This is a genomic window from Rhizobium indicum (assembly GCF_005862305.2).
GTDB classification, from domain to species: Bacteria; Pseudomonadota; Alphaproteobacteria; order Rhizobiales; family Rhizobiaceae; genus Rhizobium; species Rhizobium indicum.
Map to the genome: position 1 here is coordinate 398801 of NZ_CP054023.1, position 25540 is coordinate 424340.

24 protein-coding genes and 2 pseudogenes are annotated in these 25540 nt (G+C 58.6%); 8 read left to right on the forward strand and 18 right to left on the reverse strand.

From position 1 onward, the window contains the following. Positions 1 to 28: 28 nt before the first annotated feature. Positions 29 to 925, forward strand: coding sequence for a GGDEF domain-containing protein (locus FFM53_RS31575; RefSeq protein WP_138389739.1), 897 nt, complete (start codon positions 29 to 31; stop codon positions 923 to 925). 137 nt (positions 926 to 1062) lie between these two features. Here FFM53_RS31575 and FFM53_RS31580 read toward each other — a convergent pair whose 3' ends face one another. The 7 genes from FFM53_RS31580 to FFM53_RS31615 all read right to left on the reverse strand — a co-directional run bounded on the left by FFM53_RS31580 (position 1063) and on the right by FFM53_RS31615 (position 8917). Beyond that, a complete protein-coding gene (locus tag FFM53_RS31580; RefSeq protein WP_138389738.1) occupies positions 1063 to 1362 on the reverse strand; it encodes a hypothetical protein in 300 nt (99 codons plus the stop codon). Positions 1363 to 1774: 412 nt separating this feature from the next. Next, positions 1775 to 2224, reverse strand: coding sequence for a hypothetical protein (locus FFM53_RS31590; RefSeq protein ID WP_138389737.1), 450 nt, complete (start codon positions 2222 to 2224; stop codon positions 1775 to 1777). Positions 2225 to 2235: 11 nt separating this feature from the next. After that, positions 2236 to 2727, reverse strand: a complete 492-nt coding sequence (locus tag FFM53_RS31595; protein WP_138389736.1) for a hypothetical protein — start codon at positions 2725 to 2727, stop codon at positions 2236 to 2238. 20 nt (positions 2728 to 2747) lie between these two features. Then, positions 2748 to 3953, reverse strand: coding sequence for a gluzincin family metallopeptidase (locus FFM53_RS31600; RefSeq protein WP_246413330.1), 1206 nt, complete (start codon positions 3951 to 3953; stop codon positions 2748 to 2750). Positions 3954 to 4003: 50 nt separating this feature from the next. Beyond that, positions 4004 to 4771, reverse strand: coding sequence for a TfuA-like protein (locus tag FFM53_RS31605; protein ID WP_138389735.1), 768 nt, complete (start codon positions 4769 to 4771; stop codon positions 4004 to 4006). Further along, complete coding sequence (locus tag FFM53_RS31610; protein WP_343075055.1) at positions 4761 to 5831, reverse strand: YcaO-like family protein; 1071 nt, start codon at positions 5829 to 5831, stop codon at positions 4761 to 4763. The genes FFM53_RS31605 and FFM53_RS31610 overlap by 11 nt, the downstream gene beginning before the upstream one ends. 101 nt (positions 5832 to 5932) lie before the next feature. Then, positions 5933 to 8917 carry an ATP-binding protein gene (locus FFM53_RS31615; RefSeq protein ID WP_138389733.1) on the reverse strand — a complete coding sequence of 995 codons (2985 nt, stop codon included), beginning with the start codon at positions 8915 to 8917 and terminating at the stop codon, positions 5933 to 5935. A gap of 147 nt (positions 8918 to 9064) precedes the next feature. On the opposite strand from FFM53_RS31615, the pseudogene FFM53_RS31620 reads away from it, so the two are divergent. The 4 genes and pseudogenes from FFM53_RS31620 to FFM53_RS31635 form a co-directional block, all read left to right on the forward strand. After that, positions 9065 to 9216 (forward strand): annotated as a pseudogene (locus tag FFM53_RS31620) (IS3 family transposase); the annotation flags it as partial. A 215-nt stretch (positions 9217 to 9431) separates the two neighbouring features. After that, on the forward strand, positions 9432 to 9623 hold the full coding sequence (locus FFM53_RS31625; protein WP_138389732.1) for a CsbD family protein: 192 nt from the start codon (positions 9432 to 9434) through the stop codon (positions 9621 to 9623). 69 nt (positions 9624 to 9692) lie between these two features. Then, on the forward strand, positions 9693 to 9941 hold the full coding sequence (locus FFM53_RS31630; RefSeq protein WP_246413332.1) for a hypothetical protein: 249 nt from the start codon (positions 9693 to 9695) through the stop codon (positions 9939 to 9941). A 282-nt stretch (positions 9942 to 10223) separates the two neighbouring features. After that, positions 10224 to 10544, forward strand: a pseudogene (locus tag FFM53_RS31635) (zincin-like metallopeptidase domain-containing protein); the annotation flags it as partial. Between the two features lie 104 nt (positions 10545 to 10648). Here the strand turns inward: FFM53_RS31635 and FFM53_RS31640 are convergent. The 10 genes from FFM53_RS31640 to FFM53_RS31685 all read right to left on the reverse strand — a co-directional run bounded on the left by FFM53_RS31640 (position 10649) and on the right by FFM53_RS31685 (position 21360). Further along, a complete protein-coding gene (locus FFM53_RS31640) occupies positions 10649 to 11461 on the reverse strand; it encodes an ABC transporter ATP-binding protein (RefSeq protein ID WP_138389731.1) in 813 nt (270 codons plus the stop codon). After that, on the reverse strand, positions 11458 to 12447 hold the full coding sequence (locus FFM53_RS31645) for an ABC transporter ATP-binding protein (protein ID WP_138389730.1): 990 nt from the start codon (positions 12445 to 12447) through the stop codon (positions 11458 to 11460). The genes FFM53_RS31640 and FFM53_RS31645 overlap by 4 nt, the downstream gene beginning before the upstream one ends. A gap of 1 nt (position 12448) precedes the next feature. Then, a complete protein-coding gene (locus FFM53_RS31650; RefSeq protein WP_138389729.1) occupies positions 12449 to 13306 on the reverse strand; it encodes an ABC transporter permease in 858 nt (285 codons plus the stop codon). 3 nt (positions 13307 to 13309) lie between these two features. Continuing rightward, the gene (locus FFM53_RS31655; RefSeq protein WP_003548897.1) at positions 13310 to 14314 is read right to left on the reverse strand and encodes an ABC transporter permease; all 1005 of its coding nucleotides are present in this window, start codon (positions 14312 to 14314) and stop codon (positions 13310 to 13312) included. Between the two features lie 112 nt (positions 14315 to 14426). Then, the gene (locus tag FFM53_RS31660) at positions 14427 to 16331 is read right to left on the reverse strand and encodes an ABC transporter substrate-binding protein (protein WP_138389728.1); all 1905 of its coding nucleotides are present in this window, start codon (positions 16329 to 16331) and stop codon (positions 14427 to 14429) included. Positions 16332 to 16521: 190 nt separating this feature from the next. Continuing rightward, positions 16522 to 18030, reverse strand: a complete 1509-nt coding sequence (gene arfA, locus FFM53_RS31665) for an arabinosylfuranosidase ArfA (RefSeq protein WP_138389727.1) — start codon at positions 18028 to 18030, stop codon at positions 16522 to 16524. Between the two features lie 210 nt (positions 18031 to 18240). After that, on the reverse strand, positions 18241 to 19167 hold the full coding sequence (locus FFM53_RS31670) for an ArsR/SmtB family transcription factor (RefSeq protein ID WP_171598072.1): 927 nt from the start codon (positions 19165 to 19167) through the stop codon (positions 18241 to 18243). Between the two features lie 111 nt (positions 19168 to 19278). After that, positions 19279 to 19701, reverse strand: a complete 423-nt coding sequence (locus tag FFM53_RS31675) for a type II toxin-antitoxin system VapC family toxin (protein ID WP_138389726.1) — start codon at positions 19699 to 19701, stop codon at positions 19279 to 19281. Then, on the reverse strand, positions 19698 to 19946 hold the full coding sequence (locus tag FFM53_RS31680; protein WP_027687869.1) for a FitA-like ribbon-helix-helix domain-containing protein: 249 nt from the start codon (positions 19944 to 19946) through the stop codon (positions 19698 to 19700). The genes FFM53_RS31675 and FFM53_RS31680 overlap by 4 nt, the downstream gene beginning before the upstream one ends. A gap of 124 nt (positions 19947 to 20070) precedes the next feature. Beyond that, positions 20071 to 21360, reverse strand: coding sequence for a cytochrome-c peroxidase (locus FFM53_RS31685; protein WP_138389725.1), 1290 nt, complete (start codon positions 21358 to 21360; stop codon positions 20071 to 20073). A gap of 198 nt (positions 21361 to 21558) precedes the next feature. Here FFM53_RS31685 and FFM53_RS31690 point away from each other — a divergent pair, with 198 nt between their 5' ends. Beyond that, the gene (locus FFM53_RS31690; RefSeq protein ID WP_138389724.1) at positions 21559 to 23103 is read left to right on the forward strand and encodes an acid phosphatase; all 1545 of its coding nucleotides are present in this window, start codon (positions 21559 to 21561) and stop codon (positions 23101 to 23103) included. Positions 23104 to 23205: 102 nt separating this feature from the next. On the opposite strand, the gene FFM53_RS31695 is transcribed toward FFM53_RS31690, so the two are convergent. Next, a complete protein-coding gene (locus FFM53_RS31695; protein WP_138389723.1) occupies positions 23206 to 23964 on the reverse strand; it encodes an IclR family transcriptional regulator domain-containing protein in 759 nt (252 codons plus the stop codon). 158 nt (positions 23965 to 24122) lie between these two features. Here FFM53_RS31695 and FFM53_RS31700 point away from each other — a divergent pair, with 158 nt between their 5' ends. Beyond that, positions 24123 to 24830, forward strand: coding sequence for a 3-oxoacid CoA-transferase subunit A (locus FFM53_RS31700; RefSeq protein ID WP_130705548.1), 708 nt, complete (start codon positions 24123 to 24125; stop codon positions 24828 to 24830). Then, positions 24827 to 25531, forward strand: a complete 705-nt coding sequence (locus FFM53_RS31705) for a 3-oxoacid CoA-transferase subunit B (protein WP_138389722.1) — start codon at positions 24827 to 24829, stop codon at positions 25529 to 25531. Before FFM53_RS31700 ends, FFM53_RS31705 begins: the two co-directional genes overlap by 4 nt. Positions 25532 to 25540 lie beyond the last annotated feature (9 nt).

Below are 25540 nucleotides of genomic sequence, written 5' to 3' on the forward strand. Positions count from 1 at the left end.
ATGCCAAGGCAACCAGACAGGGTTCGGTATGGACGAGATATTCGAACAGCTTCTGCACCTTTCTGCACGCACCGAGACGCTGATTGCCGTTTACGATGGTGATGACCGGCTGCAATACGCCAACGGCGCCTTTCGTTCGGTCTATTTCATCGAGCCCGATGAAACGCCACTCTGGCCGGATCTCATGCGGCGCAATTTTGAGCTGCGGCGAGGCACGGTCATTCAGACGAGCAATTTCGACGAGTGGCTGCGGTCGACGCAGTCGCGCCGTGGCAAGATCGGCTATCGAGCTTTCGAGACGGACCTCTACGATGGCCGGTGGTTCTGGATGACCGAGGCGGTCAAGAAGAACGGTTGGATGTTGTGCATTGCGAGCAACATCACCAGTTTGCGAGCGCATGGCAGGACTGTCCGGCAAGATCGCGATCAGGCGATCAAGGCTTCTTACACCGACGAGCTCACAGGTGTCGCCAACCGCCGCTTTGTGATGGCACGCGTCGACGACATGCTGGCAGCCGCCCAGCACGGAAACAATGGATGCCTTGCCGTATTCGACATCGACAATTTCAAACACATCAACGATCGGCTTGGTCACCATGCCGGGGACGTCGTCCTGCGCGATTTTGCGCATCGCATTCATCAGAATGTTCGCCGCAACGATTGTTTTGGGCGGGTCGGCGGAGAAGAATTCCTGCTCGTGATGCCGGCAACCGGGCCGGAAGACGCCATTGCCATCGTCGAGTGCATGCTGACGGTGATCCGCTTCTCCCGGCCTCTGCCTGAATCTCCCGACTTCAGCTACACCTGTTCTGCCGGCATCGCCGCTTGTGTCCCGTCAGACAGCGCGTCGGACCTTTATCGACGCGCCGATCAAGCACTCTATGCCGCCAAGTTAAGCGGCCGGGACAGGGTGCGCGCAGCGTAGGCGCCTGGGCTACGGTTGAACCTCAATTTGGTGTGCCGTTCTCAGAGCAGGCACTTCGTCGCGCGCCGCAGTCGTGGCGGACGGCGATGTGAGACCTGTTCGCTGAGGCAGGAACCAATGTGAGTGGACGCGATTTCTTAAATTCCCGACCCGTGAAGCTCCTGCTCATCGTCGCCTTCCCAGGGGGAGGGCATCGAGGTGCGATTGGCCGAGGGCATCGGCATCCAACACTTCAATTCCGGCTCGGCATATTCGATGATGTGCCCGGGCGAGGAATCAGAGGCGCGCCAGCCTTCTGCACCGAACTGATCGCCATGCGACCAATAGGCCAGGTCAACTTCTGCCGGCCCCTGTTCGGACGGGCGAATCGTGACGAGGATCCTGCTACCGTCTCTCGGTGCGCTTGCCATGTCGCGCCAGCGGTCTGTGTCGTCCATCGTCTTTCCTCCTGCCTCGCTGCAGGTTGCAAGTGTCGCCTCGCCATCGGAAACGGTCAATTGAAAGTTTGCAGAACCGATTGTCTGTCGGGCCGGAGGAAGATGGCCGCCGCTTTTGGGTCCTGGCCGTTGTCGACGACTTCACCCCCGAATGCCTGAAGCTGGTCGCCGACATGTCGCTCTCAGGTCGGCGGCTTGCGCGGGAACTCGATGCCGTCATCGTACGCCCAGGGGCTTCTCCACGAACTGCCGCTGAAAATGACGCCTCAGTCGCCCGTTTGCGGGATCTCCGCCATCACCGGGCCATTACGAAGCATGCTCTGTTTTTATGGTTATTTGACCGTGGAGGAGCCGAGTATTCGGCTACTCCCCGACGGGCCTATATGTCTGTTCTTCGGGAGCCTGCAATATTTCACTTGCCGTCTTGATGACCCGAGTTATCCTCCTCCCGAGGATACTTTTCTTGAGATCCGAGCGTATTGAATCTGTTCCCGACGGCTGAGACGAAGTCATCAAACTTAGGGTTTTCGCGGATCATCTCGACGGTTGTTTTGTGCGAGGAATCGGAACCGTGTGTAGAGTAGACGACGCCTTCGTTAGGAAACGTGATTTCACCGTCCGATTTCCGGATTTCGTAAAGCCTGACCGTTTCGTCAGTATCGCCGTCTAGCGTCCCGGTCACTTTGATTTGGCCAGGGTCCCCCTTTTCTCCCTCGTCAACATCGATGTCGAACGTTTTGCCGCTCGGTAGTTCCAGGTCTTTGATTTTTTTGCCCTCGCTATCTTCGCAAAAGCCGCCAGCGAGATCGTAAATGGAAAAAACTGAGCACTTCCCAACCGTTACTTCAACGAAATAGGTCATCACATTCTCCATCAATCTCGGTTCAAACGACCGTCACGGTGCGCCATCCTCAAGGTGATTGCGTAGGAACTGGGGGATCGTTTGCCCGGTAAATTTGCATCAAGGATGAGTGAACGCGCATCACCATAGTTTGTGGTAAGTTCGAGCAACGCAGTCGATGCCCGAATACGCCACATTTTGTAACCCAAGCCGTCGAACCCACAACCGACGGCCGGTTTCGGCGATGCTTTCTTAATAAGGAACACGCGATTTGTATCAAATCGATAGCAGTGACCTTCGAAAGCGTAGCCATAAGCAAGAACAACTGAATACTCTCTTGACTTGTAGGCGTAAGGAACCTTGTCCTCTCGATACAACTGGAGCCGAACCGCGTTGAGTTGTCCTTCGCCGATGTCGAAGCTCGCGTAATCAAATGTCTCATTCAATTTCACACCATAAATAATCAGAGCGTCAGCCTCGTAACGATCCGTTGCTGGTGCTGGGACGTCGTCTCTATCTCTCATCGATGCCTCCCGAAAAATTGTCAAAGAATTCCACGCCACCTCATGCAATCTTCAAGTTGTTGGAGGTATGCATTGCCACGCTCCCGATAGCTGGCTTCGAGAAAGGCTTCTGCAGCAGCTGCAAAGGTGATGCTGTCCGGTTCAAGGTAAGCCCATGAGCGCATTACAGCTTCCCCAACGATATCTCTTGCTTCCTCAAGGGCGGCCTTAGCGGCAAAGTGGCGTAGCTCGTAAGACGACCTGGACGTCCGCATCGCTTCATCCATAAGGGCAGGCGCTAGCTGTTGCCGCAGATCTGAGAAACGTTTTGGATTGAGATCAGATAGACCGCGTTCGAACAGGAGCGATTGGTAGACCTCAATGAGGCAGTCGAAGAGGGCCGCAGCAAACGGCTTCGATTGGTCGTGAACCTCGCCGCTAACATCACGCATCTTAAGTGAATTGTTGAACGATCGAAGTTGCTTCTCGTCGCTTAACTCGGCGAATCTGTCCAGTTCATTGTGCAGGAGAAGATTCCCCTTAGTTCGACGGAGTAGCCGATCAACTGCCGTGTCGAATTGCAGTAGCCCCAGCAAAGATATGAAATCGGCTATCGATTCATGGTAGGCAAAGAAATCGCAGCCGCGACCGTCTCCCTCAAGAATTCCGAGTTCGCTCAGCAAAATAAGGTGGCCGATTTCATGAGCGATCGCGTCAAAGTTCAGGGCAAAATATGAAGTCGGCGTTTCTGGCTCGCTCTCGCCCAATTCAAGGAAACCAAATCCGGATTGTGCGTTCTCCCAGTGTGGAATCCGTGGAATAATCTCAAGACGTTCGACTGTAGGTTCAAAAAACCAGCCTATTGGGTGCCCAACGTAGCTCTCACAAATATCGAGAACACGACGTGCACAGGCAAAGCTGTGTGTCGAAAGGAAAGCGGGGGAGTCGGGACCGATGTGGTCAAAATGGCCGTCGGGGCCGGGTTCTGCTGGCGGCCTCAAAACCCCCCGATATGGGGGCAGATTCGGCGATGCGTAAGGGATTTTCGGCTCAATCGGATTTGCGACGTACATCCGGCTGTCCGACGGCCCTGCGAGAATCGGGCCCGCAGACGCTCCGATCCACACCACCTCGGGCTTTTCATAACCTGGAATAAATGGCGGTTGCGGAAAAATGAGAAATCGGGTTCCCAGTGACGGCTCGAAAGCTGCCCCACCTGCGCCTTCTGGATGTGTAATCGCATCCAACGTCGCCCCCACCGCTTCATTGCCCACATAAGCGATAAAGTATCATACCACTACAACGCGCCTTTAGACAATACTGCGTCCGACAAATTGTAGTAATCCATATCGTACGCGAATGCCTCGGTGAGTTTAAATTCGGGACTACATGGTGGGGCTTCCGTGATGTATTTGTTGCTACTGAGGTATCTGAGTAAACCGATCGCATCAGCTCTCTTCTGGGCTACGAATCCGTTTGCCAGCCAAGCCTTCAGAGCACCAAGCTGTTCAATAGGCCCGAGACTTACATCGGCGACCGACATGAGTTTATGGAGGCTTCTGGTCATGAAGTGAAGGGAACGTGATAGTTCCTCAAGTTGCTGGCGGACTTTTCTCTCTATGATGCCTTCACGCTCTGCTCTTTTTAAAGTCATCCTGATGTCGAACAGCGCTTCGCCTATCCCCTTGGAGCCCATGTCGGAAGGAGCCATGGGTACCGCGACGTCGGCGTCGTCGGCGAGAACGTTTCTACGATACCATCTGAAGATCAGCCCGTGCCCGGTCATGCCGAATGGCGCAAGCTCAGCCGCCCGAAGGGCGCCTATGCTTGCCGCACCATAGAGCCGGACCCCCTGCGACATCGCCCAGAGGATTTCTTGATGGCGAACCGCTGGTGACTGGGCGAATACTCCGTCGATGAGAGCAATTGTGGATGGAGCGTATTGAACCACCGCTCGAACAACATCTCCACACCCTGCGGGAGGGAGGTAGCGGGCGTCCATGTGCAGCCGTGCCTCAGCGGCGCTAATGGTTGGGCCGAGAAAAATGACGACATCACCACGCAAGATGGAACTCCGGATTGGTTTCTAAGGGGGGAGCAATCACTTTCGCTACATGAAGCGGTATTCGTTCATCGGAGTGTAGATGGACAAGAATTGCCGCCTGAGCGCCCGCAAGCTGAAGAGCCGTCAATATCCGTCTTAGCGGATCCTCCAGAGGTCCGTTGTTTACGTCTGTCTGATACGTCCGCTCACCCTTTGCTAACTGGGCCCGCCAACCCGCCAGTTCGGAAGCCCCGGGATAGCTATAGAGATCGGTCCTAACATCCTCTCGGGCCGCTGAAATGACGCCTAGTCTGGACTGACACGCTTCAAGAAGAGCGCTGGCCAAAGCATTATCGTGAGTGAAGGCACATCCAAATCCTTCAGCGGGCAACGGAGCAAACGGCGCTTGCTCCCCATTCTCCATGATATGAACCCAGTAGACGGGGAACTCATGCGCCGTTGGAATCCGCCAAATGCCAACCCCAAAGCCCGCAGCACGCACCTTGATCACGATTTCGCCGGAAAGCCCTGCGGTAACGGATTGAGTGTTTATTTGGAAACGGTCAAAGAAATGCGGAGTTTCCAGTGCCGAACAGCGGGCTTGACGCTCCAAAATCTCGAAGCAGGCGTGGAGGACCGCGTGTTGGACGCTCGCGCTGGCCGCAAGGCCCGATGTATCGCGCGGAACCCACTTTGGGTGAGGGGATGGTATCGTGTAGGCGGTATCCACCAGCCCTAACGGAACTGAGGTTTTCAGGCCAGAGAACAGATCGACCCCATCTATCCAAGTCAGCGTCTCGGCGGTGTCTCTGACGCCAAGATGTGACCAGAGCCCTTGTTCTTTGCTTTCGCGAAAGGGCGCCGTGAATATCGAGTCAGGGGCGATCCGTTCTGAAGCCCAACCTTCAAGGGACTCCATTAACGCTGATATTGCGGCCAAGGGAAAAGTCATGCCTTTACCTTGGCTTACCGTCACCGACAAAGATTGGGGGCGAACTACCTGAACGACTGGGATTCCGATCCAGTCCAGATTGGTAACCGAGCCCAACCTTGTGATGCCAAATTCGTTCTTCCGCGCCAAAATCCTCTTCGCTGTCTGCCAAGGATCGGGCAGCGTTCGAAGGTGAGCATCAAAGATGATATTCAGCAGCCCTTCGTCCAGTTCCTGCCTCCTCTACTCGATCATCCTGGAAAAACGTCCAACTCGCGTCTCGCTCTGTTCGCAAGCCAAGCGGCTTTTTGCCCCTCGGCAATTCGGACTGCGTTTGCCAGGTCTTTTTTGACAGACGACGGTTGTTTGCTTAAGGCACGCCTCAGTTTCGCGCTGCGCCTGTATAACTCGGGGAGCCAAAACAATTGGCCGCTGTTACGTCCGACATCGATTGCATATTGCAAGGTTACGAGCGCCTCATCATTTCGGCCAAGCCTTTGGAGGACCTGTGCATGCATGTCGCTGTGCATCGAGAAATTGTCATCGGTCCCCAATTGTTGCTGAAGCTGAAGGGCATCTTCAAAGCGCTTTCCTCCGTTTCCGTCGGCGGACGTCATCATTTCCGCCCACCCGCAGTACATGTTGGCCCTCGCTTCGCTCGCTGCCAGCCCGTGTTTTTCAGCCAGCGACAGCATCTTCTCCCCTAAAGCGTAGACGTCATCGTACCTTCCTTGGCACCGGCGAAGTACGATCGCGTAGTAAAGTCCGTGGACCATACTCCCAACGTGTTCGGTGGAGTTAGCCCAATCTAAGCATGCTTGGATCGCCGATTCACTTGCGCCAATCTCGTTGAGAAGCAGGTAGGAGAGAGCACTCTCGCCCAACCCACATACCTTGGCGTCGTGTCCGCCGAAAAAGGCGCGGTTTCGAACTGCTCTGTAAGAATCATATAACCCAAGGCCTTTCGCGACGCAGTCGAGACAGAAGCCGTGCTCACCCGCATGAAAGCTGGTGGCCCACCCGCAGTGATACGACTGAAGCCTTGTTTCCTGGTCCTCGACGGATTGCATGTCTTCAACAAGGATTCGTGCGCGAGATTGTTGAGTCTGGATATTCGGCGCTGTGAACCACCATCCCCAATACAAAGGGAAATGCCTCTCCCGAACGGCAGAAGGTTGTTTTCGCAAGAGCTGTGTCGCTCTCGAATAGATCCGTCGCGCAACTTCGGAGCCTTCCCCTTCAAGCGCAGTTGCAACGACTCCTTGCAGCTTGAGCAGGTTCAAGATGAGGTCAGTGCGATCGGCTTCCCGCGAAGATATGTTACTGATCGCCTCGGCGCACAGTGTGAGGGAAACGTTGGCCTCATGCATTGCGGATCGAAGGACGCTGGCCTCCGCCGCTGCCGATGCGAACCTGGCGGCAGCAACGTGTAAGCCAGCTTCGGCGCACTGCCAGGCAGCTATAGCTGCAGGCAAACTCGGGGTCCGCTCCTGAATCAGAAAGTCTGCAATCCGCCGGTGTATTCGTCGTCGATCGCTCTTAAGGAGACTTCCGTACGTAGCTTCTTGCATGAGAACATGGCGAAACTGATAGGTGCGGGGAGCCGTTGGCAACGGTTCAATGATGCCTTGAGAAAGCAGTCGCTCGATGTGGACGTCAACGGCTCGGCGGCTTGTTTCCTCAAGAAGATAGGTGAGCAGGGAGATGCTGAATTCACGACCTATGACGCTAGCAAATTGGGCAACCTTTCGAGCATCGCCGGTTGACGCCAACCTTGCGGAGAGCAGATCGTTTAGCGAAGTAACGCCGCCGTCGAGGAGCAACCCTTTCCATTCCGAAGCAACTTTCCCAAGTGCGTGCCGTCCCCGGAAAAACTCGGCCAACTCTTCGGCGTAGAGTGGCATCCCATCGCATTGGTCTAGAATGAAATCAGACAAACCTGGAGGGGGACGTTCACCCCAGATGGATGCCACCAGATCCCGGACCGCAGTCGGAGCCAAGCCAGTGAGTTCTATTTCGGTTGTGGCCGCCAACGATCTCCTTATCCGTGAGGTTTGCAATATTAGGACCGGGAGCTTGTGAGCCAACGAACCAAGGCGATCCATCAACTCGACCGTCATCCCATCGGCCCAATGGACGTCCTCGAATACGAGGAGCGTAGGGATAAGGTTGGCATTGCACGTCAGCAGATGAGCGGCGGCTTCGATTACCTCCTGTCGAAACGCCCGACCAGATAGATCTGTCGTACGGATCTGGCCGGGGTTGCTTGATTTTTGCTCGGCTGTGAACGAAAGGATCGTGGTGGCGGAAGCTTCACTTACCTCTCTCTTGGTTGTTTGGAGAGCCTTCAAAAAAGCTTTCGCGTCTCCCTCCCTCAGAGTGGAAGTTCCCACGACGGCCTCAAGAAAGGCAACAAACGAGTGCAACGGTTGGCTTTCCAGGCGTCTATTGCATTGAAACACCACACTATCGTGCTGAGTCTTCGCCAATCGATCCGCGAATTCCCGGATAAGCTTCGACTTGCCTATGCCGGCTTCGCCGACTAGCGCTATCGCGCTTCCGTTACCCACGCAGGCCGCTTCCCAAGCTTTCGAGAGTGCCGTCAGTTCCTTTTCCCGGCCCCTAATGGGTCTGTTTCGGTCTTGAGGCAGCGCTCCTACAGATGACTCCTCCAATCGGCCGTTGGGTTGCCAAAGACCAGTCGGTTCGTCAAAACCTTTGAGTTTGGCTTCTCTCAACAATCCGTATCGAAATTTACTGCGCGTCAGCTGATAAGTTGACTCGGCGACGAGCACCGAATTCGGATCGGCCTCTGCCTGCAGGCGGGCGGCCAGAATTGGCGCCGTTCCTATAATTTCATTGCCTTCAGAGGAAAACACGACGAGGCTCGTTGCGACGCCGACGCGCAACTTGAATGCCAGTCGGGACTTCGCTTTAGATTTGGCGACAAGCTCAATCAGTTCCAGCGACGACTGAACCGCGCTTTCTGCGGCATCTTCGGCTTGTTCGGGATATCCAAAAAAGCAGCAGCCACCGTCTCCAAGGCGCTGATGAAGAAAGCCGCCGTGCCTTTTTATGATCGTTTCAGCGTTTTGATGCAGAGCGGAAACGGAACGGAAAAACTGTTCCGGCTCGCTCTTCAGCAGAAGCTCTGTCGATCCAACTATATCGTAAAATAGGGCAGTTACCTGCCGTCGCTCGCCTGAGAACCGAAATCGCGCGTCGAGGGTCTTCATGATAGATCGCCCAGCATCGGAGAAGCCAAGCAAGGACAGCCGATTTGTTGTCCTAATGCAAGCTTTAACTAGGTTTGCTCAACTATTTCGAGCGGTCGAAGTGAACCGCGCCGGGTTTGCCGGAGGCTCCAACAAAGTGGAGCCGATATGGGCAAGACAACAAACAAGTTTTCCCTGAAGTCCGTGACCGGGCCATCCGCATGGTGTTGGATCACGAAGCCGAGCGTCCCTCGCGGGGGGCTGCCGTTTCATCTATCGCGGCCAAGATTGGCTGCTCGCCAGCCACGCTGTACGAATGGAATTCGATTCCGGGCCCACAGGTTGTCCTCGAGGCCCTTGTACGAGCGGAATGCCTGGCGCTCGAACTTGCTCGGTCGATCGCAGAGGGGTGTCATATCCCGGTTGCTCGTCCGCCAGGTTTGACGTCGATGACCCTCCGCCCGAAGCGCGGTGTTGCGCGTGGAACGAATTGCGGCGTCGGGACGTTTGGTAGCGCGAGTTAGAGGAGAATATCATGGGAAGTACTGCAGACAAGATTAAGGGAAAGACGAACGAAGTCGCCGGCAAGGCACGGCAGGCAGCCGGCAAAGCGGTCGACAATCATGACGAGCAGGCCAAGGGCGCCGTTCAGGAAGCCAAAGGTAAGGCCCAGGTTGCCAAAGGCGACGCCAAAGATGCCGTGAAGAAGGTTGTCGATAAGGCCTAGCGCCTTTCAGCATTTGAGTTTCCCCTTAAGCCCGCGCTGGTCGCGGGCTTTTTTACGAAAGAGATTCCCATGAAGCTCGTAGCAATCGCCGCAGCAGCGGTCCTTATCGGTCTTCTGACAGAAAACGCGTCCGCGCAGGCCGTCGAGGACCCCGCTGTCAATGCCTGCAAGAATACCGGCCCGCTCGCCCTCCGTGAGCGTTCTCCGGATATCACCGATCTCGTCATGGACATGGAAAGCCTTGCCATCAGCAAAGCCGACACCAAGGTCCAGGACGTGGCGATAAAGTCGGTGATCCTCGGGGAAGCCTATATATAGCCCAGAAGGAAAAGACCGGAAAGCCGGACAGGTTCGTATGCTTGCTCGGCGACAAAGGAAAGGTCCTGCTGACGTTTTTTACCGCACAGTAGCTTCGGCAACGGTAACCCCCCGGGAACGTATTTGGCGCGTTGGGACTCGGAGTTGAAATACCGGGCGGGACGCGCCAACGCCGCCCGGAGCCGAACTCCGCCGGAGAGTTAGTGCCTTCTCGCATAAGCTGCTAGCCGCACTTGAATGGTCTTCAACGCTGGCGGCCTGTGCGTCGCAGGGGAGGTGTGCGACGCCTCCTATGTCGCCGTGCTTAGTCAAGAGATGACGCACTGGACTGGTACACCGCGAAGGCTTGATCGTGATCTCAGTCGCTACGCAAAAGACAGGAGCGAACGCGTTCGCGAAGAACTCATGGCCGAACTCGGCAGCTGCTTTCTCTGCGCCGATCTTGGCATCGTCCCTGAGCTCGAACCACGCTCCCGACCACGCAAGCTATCTCGTTGGCTGGCTCAAGGTTCTGGGCTACGACAAGCGCGCCATCTTTTCGGCGAGCGCATGCGCAGCAGGCCCTCCTTGCAGCCGGACCTCGACGAGGAGGAGGCGACGTAAGCCGTCTTCCTCAGCCATGAGAGACGCGGATCACTTCGCGGCCCGATAGCCTCGCGAGCTTCTTGCGGAAAAGCGTTAGGACGGCGCATCCTCCCCCCCATCACTCACACCACCGCACTAAAATCCGCCGCCAGCACCGCATCCTTCAGCGCCCTAGAATACTCATGCTGCGGATCATCCAACACCGCTCGCGCTTGTCCGCGCTCGACGATTTCGCCTTTGCGCATGATGATGATGTTGTCGCTGATGTAATAGGCGGTGGCGAGGTCGTGGGTGATGTAGACGATGGAAAGACCGAGCTCGTTTTTCAAGCGGCCAAAGAGATTGACGATGGCCATGCGCAGCGAGGCGTCGACCATGGAGACCGGTTCATCGGCGACCAGCAGTCGGGGTTGCGGAATCAGCGCGCGGGCGATGGCGACGCGCTGAAGCTGGCCGCCCGATAGTTCGTGGGGAAACCGGCCTTTCACTTCTTCAAGGGTCAGGCCGACATGGACGAGTGCTGCATCCGCCATCTTCTCCGCCTGCTGCCGGTCCGGCCGTTTTCCCGAGAACGAAAAATTGAGGGCCGTCTCGAAGAGATAACGATCGACCCGTTTCAGCGGGTTGAAGGCTTCGAACGGGTTCTGCAGAACCGGCTGAACCTCCTTCATGAAAGCCTTGCGTTCGGCTCTGCTATGGATGGCGACGGTGCTGCCGCTGAATTGAAGCTCGCCTTCCGTCGGTTCGGTCTGCCCGAGGATCATCGCCGCGATCGTCGATTTTCCCGAGCCGGATTCGCCAACGATCGAGAGGATCTCCGGCTCCGCTCCCAGTTCGAAGCTGACGTCCTTGACCGCCGTGATCAGCCGCCGGCCGAGCATGCCGCCTTGGCGGTAGACTTTCGTGACATGCGAGAGGCTAAGAAGAGCGCTCAAACCTGATCTCCCGTAACGGCAAAACACGCCACGCGCCGCTGCGGCTCGACGGTGACGAGCGGCGGAACCTTCTGCGAGCAGATCTCCATGCGCTTCGGACAGCGCGGGTGAAAGCGGCAGCCTTCCGGAGGCATGGCGAGGTTCGGCGGGCGCCCCTCCAGCGAAGGGCGGGCCGTCGCATCGCCGATGCGCGGCAGGCTGCCGACGAGGTGCTGCGTATAGGGGTGGAGCGGTTTGCTGAAGAGTTTGGCGGTCGGCGCTTCCTCGACAAGGCGCCCGGCATAGACAATGCCGATGCGGTCGGAGACCGTCGCGTGAACCCCCATATCATGGGTGACGAATAGGAAGGACGAGCCCATCTCGCGCTGGATTTCGCGGATCATCGACAGCACGTCGCGCTGAACGATGACGTCGAGCGCCGTCGTCGGCTCGTCGGCGATAATGAATTCCGGCGTCAGGATGGTGGCCAGCGCGATGGTCATGCGCTGGCGCATGCCGCCTGACAGTTCGTGGGGATAGGCGTCGAGCAGATGCGGATCGAGCTTCAGCCGCTGCAGATGGGTGGCGACCCTTTCCAAAAAGACCGGGCCGCTGACCTTCATGTGGCGAAAGGCGAAATCGGTGAAGGAATGACGGATCCGGCGCACCGGATTGAGCACGTTCATCGAACCCTGCATGATATAGGACAGATGCCGCCAGCGCAGCGCCAGGCGCTCTTCCGGCTTCATCGCGTAAATATCCTGGGTGCCGCCGTCGAAATGGAATGTCACTTTCCCTGAAACGACCCTCAGCGGCGGCCGGATCGCGCCGGCAATGGTCTTGATCAAGGTCGTCTTGCCGCTGCTCGATTCACCGGCAACGCCATAGACCTCGCCGCGGGCAATCGTCAGGCTGATATCGTCGACGGCGCGCACCTCGCGATCGACGCCGTAGAGGAAGGCACGGTAATAGGCTTTCAGATTCTCAATTTCGACCAAGGGATCCATACTAACTTCCCATCCGGTTCAGCCGGCTGCGCGGATCATTGTATTCGTTCATCGACATGGACAGCAGGAAGAGCGCCAGGAAGAGGACGACGATGACGGCGACGGGGGCGGCCACCCACCACCATATGCCTGATATCAGCGCCGAATGCGCATTGGCCCAATAGATCATCATGCCCATGGTCGGCGTCTCGATATCGGTGAAGCCGAGCACCGACAGGGTGATCTCCATGCCGATCGACCAGATCATGTTGTTCATGGTGGTGGCAAAGACGATCGGCAGAACATAGGGCAGGTGCTCCTCGATGAGGATCTTGCGCATGCTCATGCCGGAATAGACGCTCTGGGTCGTGAAGGATCTCGTCTTCAGGCTGATCGCCACCGAACGGATGAGGCGGGCATCGTAGGACCAGCCGAGCGCGGCCATGATGACGATCAGCGCCGTCCAGGTCATGCTGTCCTTCAGCACGAAATAGAAGAGGATCAGCAGCGGAAATTGCGGGATGACCATGACGCTGTCGTTGATGGCCATCAGCACCCGGTCGACCGCGCCGCCGGCATAACCGGCGACGAGACCGACGACCAGCGAGATGATGCGTGAAATGAAGGCGACGCCGATGCCGAAAAACAGGGTGTTGCGAAGCGCGGTCGTCAATTGCCAGAAAACGTCCTGGCCGCGCGATGTCGTGCCGAGCCAATAATCGCCATCGGGCGGCATATCGGGCGGCAGAAGATAGATGTCGGTCGCGCCGTAAGGTGAGAAATAGGACACCACTATCAATGCGACGATGACGGCAAAGAGCAGCAGGCCGCAGAGGAATTCCATATTCTGGCGCGCGAGGTCGCGGACGATCGTAAACATGCTCTATTCCACCTTGATGCGCGGATCGATCAGCGGGCTCAGAATGTCGATGATGAAGACGGCGGCGGCGACGCCGACAATCGACAATGCGCTGAGGCCGAGCACCAGGCTGTAGTCGCCGGCATGCACTGCTTCGATCAGCAGGTTTCCGATGCCCGGATAGCCGAAGACGATTTCGGTAATGACCGTGCCGTTGAAGATCGCGCCGAGCGACATGGCAAGCCCGGTGAACTGCGGCACCATGGCATTGCGGGCGATATAGGAGCGCAGGATCTTTCGCTTCGGAACGCCGCCGAGCTCGGCGAAGACGACGTAATCCTCGGTGATGATGTTGGAAACGAGCGCGCGCATCCCGATCAGCCAGCTGCCGGCGCCGACCATGATCAGCGACAAGGCCGGCAGGATCGAGTGTTTCAGGATATCGAGGACGAGGGCAAAGGAGAGGTCGAGATTGGCGTTCATCTCGTAGCCGCCATTGATCGGCAGCACCGGCCAGAGATAGCCGAAGACAATCAGAAGCACGAAGGCCAGAATGTAATAGGGAATGGGAAGCAGGGCGATGAAGACGAGGCTGACGGCTTTCAGCACCATGTCCTTGCGGTAATAGCCGGCAAGCGCGCCGATCGCATTGCCGAGCACGAAGGTGATGAGGGTCGATACCGTCATCAGCCCGATGGTCCAGGGCAGGGACCGCAGGATGATGGTCGAAACAGGTGTCGGAAAAGCCGAGAGCGAGGGACCGAGATCACCGGTCGCGAGCCGAAGCCAGAAATGCAGGTATTGCTGCCAGATCGAACCCTCCATTCCGTAAAGCTCGCGAAGCGACTGGCGCATCAGTTCGATCGCATTCGGATCGGACTGCCCCATCTGGGTGATGGCGCCTATGCTTTCTTCGACCGGATCGATCGGGGTCAGGTGGGTGACGAAGAATGTTATCGTCACGCCGAGAAATACAACGAGCAGAAACTGACCGAACCGCTTCAGCACAAAGATCAGATAGGACGTCATAGGGCGGTGGTTCCTCTCTGGTTCCCTTCATCAAGTGGAAAGGATCGACGGACATGCCACATGCCCGTCGATAGGGGGCCGGCGCGCAACACTCGCGCCGGCGTTGGGAGGATTATTTCGGTTGTGCCGGCTTCAGCTTGACCATCATCAGCCTGGAGTTGGCCCAATTCGGCACCGGATCGGTATAGGGGTCGGCGATGGTCGGATAACCGGTCCAATAGGTCGTATCCATCGAGGTGAAGACGTTATACGACATCAGCGGGATCGTCGGCATTTCGCGGGCGACCAGCTTCAGATAATCCTTGCCGAGCTCGACGCCCTTGGGATCGTCGGCGCTGATGCCGCGGATGCTTTCGATGATCTTGTCGAGCTCCGGATTGCTCCAGCGCTGCCAGTTGCGCGGCGGCTGATTGTCACCTTTCTTGGCCACGAACTGCGAGTGCCAGCTGTCCAGGAAGAACGACAGGTCGGGATCGCCGCCCCAGGTTTCGACGCTCCAGGCGATCGCCACCTGGAAATCGCCGGGCTGTAGCGCCGTCTGCCAAAGTTTCGCGGCCGGCACGGCTTTGGCGTCGATACCGAATGCGGCCCATTGCTGCGCAATCAGCGTCCCGGCACGGGTGAAGACCGAGCGTGTGTCGCCCTCGACCGTCATCCGGATCTTGAAGGGCTGTCCATCAGGGGTCAGCCATTTGCCGCCGGCTTTCTTGAAGCCTGCCTTTTCCAGCAGTTCGCCGGCAGCCTTCGGATCCGGTTTCCACCAGCCATAGCCAAAGGCACCGCTGATTGCCTCCGGGTCGGTCGGGATCTGGTCCTTGAACTTCGGCTGCTTGCGCAGAATATCGGCGATCTGTTGCCCGACCGTCGGGTCATAAGGCTTGATCTTGCTCTTGCCGGTATCGATCTCGAAATTCTTCAGCCAATCCTGCATCGGCGCCTGATAGTCCTTCATCGTGGCCGCCGTCGGCGGCACGCCGAGCGCCGAAAGCGTCGCCGCCCCGCGATAGCTCGCCATATCAACCGCCTTGATGTCGATCAGCAGGGCGAGCGCCCAGCGTACATCGGCGTTGTCGAAGGGCGGATTCTGGGTGTTGAAGATCACGGCCGGAAGTGTCGGGTCCGGATGGGCGAAGGGAAAGCCCGGGAACCATGTCTCGATTGTCTTGGATTTTTCCTTCAGCGTGAACATGCCCTCAGGCGTGTTGTCGTGAATGATATCGAGATTGTGCTCGAGCTGAGCGATGGTGCGTTTATCCGGCGGGCCGGGATCGGCATAGGTGACATATTTCGGGGCCGGCTCGCCGAAGCGGGCAAGCGATGTCCGCTGCCAGTCGTCACGCTTCTCCCAAGTATACCACTTGCCCTGCGGATCGTAGGACTTGAGCTTATAGGCGCCGAGCGAGACGGGATTGGCGAAATCATAGCGAAGCGGATCTTCGACTTTCTCGAAGACATGCTTGGGCATGATCCAGGCGCCGTTCCAGCGAACGGTGAAGATGGCGTGGAAGCGCGAATTGGGCTTCTTCAGCTTGAACACCACAGTCGAGGGGTCGGTCGCCTCGACGCTTGCCACCTGCACCGAGAAGGCAGCACTCCAGATCATGCCGGGGTGATCCATCTGCGTCTTCACGGTATAGACCACGTCGTCTGCCGTGAACTCCACGCCGTCGCTCCAGAAGAGCCCCTTGCGCAGTTTCACGGTCATCTCGGTGAAGTCGGCATTATATTGCGGCTTGTCGGCGGCCAGCGAATTATCCCAGGTCGCGCCGCCAAGTCCTTGTTCGGGGTCGATATACCAGAGCGTATCCATGGTCAGCTGCTGCAGGCCGGTCGATACGCCGCCGCCGCCATTGACCCAGATGTTGAACCAGCCGGGATTTTTGATCGTCCCTTCCGGATTTTCGACGATGAGCGTCTCCTTGCGCGGCAAGGAGGTGTAGTCATCGGCCTTGGCCGTCGCTGTCAGGCCGAGTGCGGCCAGCGCGACGCCAAATGCGAGCCTCTTCCACTGTTGCATGAACTCCTCCCTAGAAAGCGACGATACGGCGGCCGCAAAGGCACGCATGGGCACGTCGCGGTTGTCGGTTCGCAGAGGCATCAGGACTTGAACAGTCAGGTCCAGGGCCTCGGTGAACCATCCCTCCGGCTCCCTGCCTCCTCGCAGCGAGCCGAATATCTTCAGCCGGGGGATTACCCGGCGACGGCTGTCACACCGACAGCCGGATGACGTTGTAGGAGAACGGTTTCAGCGCTGCCCGCAGCCGTCCCTCCTCGATCTTTCCACTTTCGACATTGACGGGAACGACCGTCTTCGGCCGTGCAGCCGTGTTGACGGCTTCCAGCTCACCGTGGGTCATCTCCACCTGCTCGATCACCCGGGCATTTCCGAAGCCTTCCAGCCGCACATCGAGATCGAGCGCCGTGCTCGGATGGCGGTTGACGGCAAAGAAGGTCAGGGTCTTGCCGTCCTCGGAATGGACCGCCGATACGTCGAGATAGGGGACGTCGTTCTCCTCGTCGCTGTCATAGGTCGGGCCATCGACGACCAGCTGCAGCGCCGTTCCACGGCCATATCTGGAGGCGTAATAGAACGGGTAGTAGATGGTCTGGCGCCATGCCGCACCGCCGTCCTCGGTCATGATCGGGGCGATGACGTTGACGAGCTGTGCGATGCAGGCGATGCGCACGCGGTCGGAGCGACGGATGAAGGTGTTCAGGATGCCGCCGACCTGCAGCACGTCCTCGAAATTATAGACGTCTTCCAGGAGATGCGGCGCATCCGGCCATTCGTCGCGCGCCAGGATCTCCTTGTCCTGCTGGTTGGAATGATACCAGACATTCCATTCGTCGAAGGAAATGCCGATCGTCTTCTTCGAGCGTTTTTTCGCCTTGATGTAGTCGATCACGCCGCCGATCGTGGTGATGTAGCGGTCGAGCTTCGTGGCGCGGGCGAGATAATTGAGCGTGTTTTTCTCGCGGTTGGCAAAATACATATGCAGCGAGATATGGTCGGCGCTGTCATAGCACTGCTCGAGGACCTGGGCTTCCCACTCGGGATAGGTCTTCATGTCGGAATTGGACGAGCCGCAGACCACGAGTTCGAGGGACTTGTCGAAGCCGCGCATGGCCTTCGCCGTCTCATCCGCCAGCCGGCCATATTCATAGGCCGACTTGTGGCCGACCTGCCAGGGACCATCCATCTCGTTGCCGAGGCACCACAATTTGACATCGTGCGGATTGGACCAGCCGTGCTTGCGGCGCAGATCCGACCAGTAGGTGCCGCCAGGATGATTGCAATATTCGAGGAAATTGCGGGCGGCATCCAGGCCGCGTGATCCGAGATTGACGGCAAGCATCGGCTTGGTATTCGCCTTCTTGCACCAGTCGACGAATTCATTGACGCCGATCTGGTTGGCTTCGCGGGTGCGCCAGGCAAGGTCGAGGCGAACCGGGCGTTCCTCACGGGGGCCGACGCCGTCTTCCCAATTATAGGCCGAGACGAAATTGCCGCCGGGATAGCGGCAGTATGGCGTGTCGAGCTCACGGACCAGATCGAGGACATCCTGCCGGAATCCGTCCTCATCGGCCGTCGGGTGTCCGGGCTCATAAATGCCCCCGTAGATCGCCCTGCCGAGATGCTCGAGAAATGAACTGTAGAGCCTGGAGTCAATGGACGCGATGCAGAAATCGCGGTGAACCACAACGTTCGTCTTCAACGGATCCTCCCGTTTATATATCAGAAATTTTGTTTTCTTGCCTCTAACTTGATATCAGGAATGTTGTTCTGTCAACCGCGTTGCGGTTTTAATCATACTAATGTGGGGATCATAAAAAATTGTTTTATTACAAATATTTGACCGATTTTAGCGGTCGTCAAAACTGGAAAGAAGCGTGATATGTAAATCAAGATTTCCGATTTTGATATTTCAGACATGCAGCCGCATGATGATGTCGCGTCCGTGATTTCCGAAGCCGCGGCCGAAAATATTCACGCCGCCAGTATGGCCGGCATTCTCCGCGATGCCGACCCGGAGCCGGATGGAAGAGTGCTGCGTAAGGGCGAGATCGCTGAGCGTGACATTCGAGGCGGCGACACCGTCGATGAAGGTTCCGCGCGTGGAGATACGCCAAGTCTTCATCATACCATATTGCGAGCCTTCGAGCTTCCACCATGCCGGCGTGAAGGCTCCGCGCTTGTCGCCATAGTCGCCGGGCGACGTCCAGGTTCCAATGGCCATTCCATTGACCCAGAGGGTTATGTCCGACGGCCAGTCCGGATTGGTGCCGGGCACTTCCGACGACAGCTCCAACGAAAATTCGATGGCGCGGATATCCTTGTTCAACACCTTGGCGTTGTTGGGGAATTTATATTCCACATAGCCCCTGCCAAACCAGACGAGACCGGCCTGCATGCGCTGCGGATCGAGAAAATAGTCGGGGACATCGAGCGGGCCGATGACGCTCTCGGTGGAGCAAAGGCCACATGGGGCATGGACGTCACAACTGGTGTAGAGCCCGACCGGCATTTCGACTTCGATGATATTGTTGGCCCTTTGGGCGGCACTTTCCTCAAAACTGATCAGAATTTCGCTGTAGATCGCCGAGCAGATCTTCTGGTTTCCCTTGCGCGCCTTCGTCAATTGGGAATCGACAAGCCGGGCGTCTTCCAAAATCTGGATCCCGGTGGCGACGGTCGATTGAGGCAGCGAAAGAGCACGCGCGATATCGTTGATATTCATCGGCCCTTTGGCGCAAAGCAGCTTGAGCATCTCGAGCCGCGCCGGCGCCGAAAGCGCGCGTATCGCATCATTATTCTCGCCGGCGGCAATCGTCAAAAACGAGCGTTCCATCATTCCCCCAGTATTTCCGATGAAATGATGTATATCGGAAATTATGATACATCAAGTGGGAATGCTTAGGTCGTGGCTGACTTAGATGGTTTAGAATTCTGCGATGCGAGGGACTTAGAGATCCTTCCACGGATTGATGATCTGCAAGCCGATTCCCTCGAAATCGGACACATTGCGCGTTGCGAGTGAAGCGCCGCGCGAGATGGCGATGGCTGCGATCTGCGCATCGAACTGGCTGATCGGCCTGCCAGCCTTGCGGCGATCAGTGGCAATGATGGCGTAGACGTCTGCCGCGTCACGATCGAATGGCAGGACACGGCCACTCATGTCCTCATGGAATATCGGCAGGACTGCTGCCTCGAGATCATTCCGACGCCGACCGTGAGGAAGGAGGCGTAAGCCATATAGAATTTCCGCTTCGGTAATCGCGGTCGTGAATACCGATAGTGGATGTTGTGCCCCGAGCCATTCGATTACAGCCACATTCGGCGCCGGCGTGAGCAGTTCCGAAATGACGTTGGTATCGAGAACGATCACGCGTCAAAGTCCGGCGCGTCCCGGATCGGCTGCCGGGGCGGAATTTCGAGCTCAACCCCTCCGACCGATTGCAAGCGGGCGCGAATGGTATCGGCGAGATTGCGCGCCACCGGCTCGGTAGTCGCAAGTGCCGTACGCAGAATATCGCGTGCTTCGTCTTCCATTGACCGGCCATGCGTGGCGGCGCGAACGCGCAGCCGCTGCTTCAATCCATCATCGAGATTGCGGATCGTCATGCTGGCCATCATTGCCTCCATTCATCAATGACAGCATATAAATCATTGATTGCATATTCTCAAGCAACGGTCCCGAGATGTGTTTCCGTTCTCAGCCTGGCGGTCCACAACAAGAGTGGTCCGCCGGCCCGGGTCAATGCCCGGTCGCCTCAGGCTGCAGGTCGGCATCGGTCAGGGTTCCGAGAAAGGCGACGATGTCGTCGATTTCGGGATCGGTGAGGGCGGGCGCGTCGCCCGGCTTCCGGCCAAAGGGCGGATCCTGGTTGAGGTTATCCCAATAGGCCTGCGGCAGGTCGTCATATCTGCGGACCGAGCCGTCGGCACTTTTCGGGTACCAGCGGCCGGGATCGCTGTCGCGTGTCGCATAGAAGGAAACGACGTCGCGCAGCGAGTGGAAATAGCCGTTATGGAAGAAGCTCTGCTTCAGCGCGACATTGCGCAGCGTCGGGGTGCGGAACAGGCCGCAATATTCGCTGCGTCCGGCAAAGTCGGTGCGCTGAGGGCCGCAGAGGCCGAGATCGTGATAGTTCGGGTCGCTGTTGGCCGGGATCGCCATGTTGCGGGGTGCGGCAAGGCCGAGGAAGCCGAAATCGGAAAATTGCGGCGGCTCGCCGTCATTGGCGGGTTCGCTTAAGTGACAGCTCGAACAGTTGCCCTTGGCTGGGTCCTCGAACAGCTGCCGCCCGTGCAATTCCTGCGCCGTCAGCGTCGCCTTGCCGGCGAGAAAGGCGTCGTAGCGGCTGGAATAGGGATAGAAATCCGGGCCACTTTGTTCGAAGGTGGCGAGCGCCTCGGCGGCGGCATCGAAGGCGTCCTTAGGATTGTCGAACACGGTCTCGCCGAAGGCTGCCGTGATGTCGCCGGCATAAGCGGCCTTCTGCAGCTTTGCCACCACCTCGGCCGCATCCTTGTTGCCCATCTCGAAGGGCGAGAGCAGCGGGATCTTTGCCTGATCGGCGCCGTGATCGACCCGGCCGTCCCAGGTCAGGCCGCCCGTCGGGCCATTGTCGACACTTTCGTCGCCCTCGTCCTCGGAATCGTAATAGTGCTCGGTGAAAGCAGGTACCGCCTGCAAATAGCGCAGCGTCGGAACGGCGCGCAGGCCCGGCTGGTCCCCATGTTTGCCGCCCATTTCCACCGGCATGGCCGATGCCGGGCCGAAGGCGTGCGCCGGATCATGGCAGGACGCGCAGGCCTGAAGTCCCGAGGCTGACAGCGAGGTATCTGAGAATATCTTGCGGCCGAGCGCGCCGAGCGTTTCGGCCCGGGCGAAGGCCTCGGCACGTGACATCGGTCCGGGATGCAGGCCGGCGGCGGTCGCCGCGCTGCTTTGCCGCAGGGGAAAAATGGCAAGACCAAGCGCCATGGCACCCATGCTGACGGCCAGGCCGGAGCGCACAAGCCAGATGATCTTCGTCGTCATGATAAGGATTCCAATAAGTTGGCGCGGGTTTCCTCCATGATCGAACCTCGTTGCAACAAATTGATGACGGCTATTCCCTGCGGCATCACGACAACCCCAGATGTCACAAAGTTGATAGACGGCCGGAATAGCGTCCGAACGCCCCCCGAGCGTTCTTCGCTCCCTCTAGCCAACGCCCCCTAGCCATGAGGTACCCACGTGAAAAGACTGAAACTCCTCCACTCGATCTGTCTCGCCGGATCGGCCATCGTGCCGGTTGCAGTGGCGACGGCAGCCCATGCGGCGCCGGCCGGTTACGACAAGATCGACAATGTCGTCGTCATCTATGCCGAAAACCGCAGCTTCGATAATCTCTACGGCAGCTTTCCCGGCGCCGACGGGCTCTCGAACGCGACCGCCGATCGCGCCCGCCAGCTCGACCGCGATGGCCAGCCGCTGTCCGAACTGCCGCCGGCCTGGGGCGGCCTCACCGCCAAGGGTGTGACGCCTGCCGTCACCGAGGCGCAGTCGGCCCATCTCGCCAACGCCTCCTTCGCGATCGACGATCCAAAGGGGTTCGCAGAGGCGCCTTCGGTCATCACCCGCGACCTCTGGCATCGCTTCTACCAGGAGCAGATGCAGATCGACGGCGGCAAGAACGACAAGTTCGTCGCCTGGGCCGATTCCGGCAGCCTGGTCATGGGCCATTACGACGGCTCCATCCTGCCGATGTGGCAGGTCGCCAAGAAATACGTCATGGCCGATAATTTCTTTCAGGGCGCCTTTGGCGGTTCGTTCCTCAACCATTTCGCACTGGTCTGCGCCTGCACGCCCTATTATCCGGATGCCGACAAGAGCCCGGCCAAGCCCACCATCGCCAAGGTCGATGCGGACGGCACGTCGCTGACCGTGGCGGAGAACGCCCCGAAGTCGGCTCTGGAGGGCGCACCCAAATTTGTCTCCGACGGCACGCTGACCCCCGACTTCTACGCCGTCAACACCATGCAGCCGCCCTACCAGCCGAGCGCCAATCCGCCGGCCAAAGATGGTGATGCGGCCTATGCCGATCCGGCGGCCTCAACGACGCTGCCGCCGCAGCATGAAATCACCATCGGCGACCTCATGTCGCTGAAGGGGGTCAGCTGGGCCTGGTATAGCGGCGCCTGGCAGGCAGCTCTGGACGGCAAGAACGCCACCCCGGTGCCGAACTTCCAGTTCCATCACCAGCCGTTCAACTATTTCGCCAATTTCGCGCCGGGCACGCCGGCGCGTGCGGAGCATCTGAAAGACGGCGGCCTTGGCGGCGAAGCCTTCCTCAAGGATATCGACGATGGCAAGCTGCCGGCGGTTTCCTTCTATAAACCGCAGGGCAACCTCAACGAACATGGCGGTTATGCCGATGTTGCGAGCGGCGACCAGCATCTTGCCGATATCGTTTCCCACCTCGAGAAGAGCCCGCAATGGGGCCATATGCTCGTCATCGTCACCTATGACGAGAATGGTGGCTTCTGGGATCACGTCACGCCACCGAAGGCAGATCGCTGGGGTCCGGGCAACCGCATTCCGGCCTTCATCATCTCGCCCTTCGCCAAGGGCGGCATGGTCGATCACACCCAGTACGACACGACGTCGATCATCCGCTTCATCACCGCGCGCTACGATCTGCCGGTGCTGCCCGGCGTCATCGCCCGCGACAAGGCACTGCGCAACAACGACCGCCCGCCAATGGGTGACCTGACGGCCGCGCTCGACCTGACGCATTGACCGGTTACGAGCGGCCCCGGTGCTGACTGGGGCCGCTCCATCTGTTTCTTTTACGCATTCCGGACGCAAAACCGCTGCGCCTTTTGCTGGAACTGCTTACCGTCACCGGCGCAGCAGCGGCCGCAACGCAGCCTGTGTTTCCTTCAGCAGCGGCAGATAGCGTTCCTTCATCTCCGCCGCCGGCACGAGGGCGGCCGGCGCGCCGATATTGATCGCCGCAACCGTTTCGCCGCGGTCGTTGTCGATGGGCACGGCGATGGAGCAGAGGCCGATCTCCAGCTCCTGATCGATGATGGCGTAACCCTCGGCGCGGACCCGGCGGAATTCGGCGATCAGCTCGTCCGGGTCGGTCCTGGTATTTGCCGTGTTTTGCTTCAGCTCGCTGCGGGCAAGGATGGCGCGTGCCTCGCTCTCGGCGAGAGCCGCGAGCAGCACGCGGCCCATTGAGGCGCAGTAGGCGGGCAGGCGGCTGCCGGGGGTCAAATTGATCGACATGACGCGGCGCTGCGAAGCGCGGGCGATATAGACGATGTCGGTGCCGTCGAGCACCGAAGCCGAAGCGCTCTGGCCGGCCTTTTCCGAAAGATGATCGAGATGCGGCTGCAGCAACGCCGGCAGCGGCGTCGCCGCGAGATAGGCATGGCCAAGACGCAGGATCTTCGGCGTCAGCGTGAAGAACTTGCCGTCATAATCGGCATAACCGAGCTCGGCGAGCGTCAGCAGCGAGCGGCGCACGGTGGCGCGGTCGAGCTCCGTCAGCTTCGAGGCCTCGGCGATCGAAAGCCGCTGCCTTGTTTCACCGAAGGCTTCTATGACCTTCAGGCCGCGGGCAAAGCCGCTGACGAAATCCGTTTCGCGCATGGGTCCAGTCTCCAATGGATTCACCTCAATTTGTGCGATATATGAACAAATGTCAAATATCGCACAAATATATTGCCGCTTGGCCCGCCGCGCTTTATGTCTACGCCAGAGGACGGGATGGGAGTTCCCCGACCGATATAGCCAAGGAGAGGTCCCGCATGGACAAGACAGTCGGGAGCACGGCGGAAGCCGTCTCTGAGATCGGTGATGGCGCGACCGTCATGATCGGTGGTTTTGGTGGCTCGGGCGCGCCGATCGAGCTTATTCATGCCTTGATCGACAAGGGCTCCAAAAACCTCACGGTGATCAACAACAATGCCGGCAACGGGCGCATCGGTATCGCCGCGATGATCGATGCCGGCATGGTCAGAAAGATGATCTGCTCTTTCCCGCGTTCGTCGGATCCGCGCGCCTTCACCGATAAATATCTGGCCGGCGAAATCGAGCTCGAGCTCGTGCCGCAGGGAACGCTGGCCGAGCGCATCCGCGCCGGCGGGGCCGGCATCCCGGCTTTCTATACGCCGACCGCCTACGGCACCGAACTGGCCAACGGCAAGGTCATCGCCGAATTCGATGGCCGCCATTACGTGCAGGAGCGCTGGCTGAAGGCCGACTTTGCGATCGTGAAGGCTGAGATTGGCGACATCCAGGGCAATCTCACCTACAATAAGGCCGGCCGCAACTTCAATCCGCTGATGTGCATGGCGGCGGCGAAGACCATCGTCCAGGTCTCATCCATCGTTCCGGCCGGCGGCATCGATCCCGAGCAGGTGGTGACACCAGGCATCTTCGTCGATCGCGTCGTCACTGTTCCTAATCCCCAGCAGGAAGAAGAGCTCATTCGAGCCGGAGTGGCCTACGTATGACCATCGATCACAGCTCCATCAACACCCGCGAAGACATCAAGCTTTCCAATGCGCAGATCGCCTGGCGCGCCGCGCAGGACATCGCCGACGGCGCCTATGTGAACCTCGGCATCGGCTTTCCCGAAATGGTCGCCCGCTATCAGCCGCCCGGCCGTCAGGCGATCTTCCACACCGAAAACGGCATCCTGAATTTCGGCGAACCGCCGGCGGCCGGCGAGGAGGACTGGGACCTGATCAACGCCGGCAAGAAGGCGGTGACGCTGAAGCCGGGTGCTGCCTTCTTCCATCACGCCGACAGCTTCGCCATGGTCCGCGGCGGCCATCTCGACGTCGCGATCCTCGGCGCCTATCAGGTTGCCCAGAGCGGTGACCTTGCCAACTGGCGGGTGGGCAGCAAGGGCGTGCCGGCCGTCGGCGGCGCCATGGACCTCGTGCACGGCGCCAAGCAGGTCTGCGTCATTACCGAGCACGTCACCAAGACAGGCGAGCCGAAGCTGGTGGAGAAATGCACCTTCCCGCTGACCGGCGTCGCCTGCATCACCCGTCTCTATACCAGCCACGCCGTCATCGACATCGTCAAGGGACGCTTCGTCCTGCGCGAGAAGCTGGCCGCGATGTCGCAGGAGGAATTGCAGGCCATGACCGGCGCGCCGCTGCATGTCGAGGGGCCGGTTGGCGACCTCGTCGTCCCGCAACTCTAAGGAAAAGCC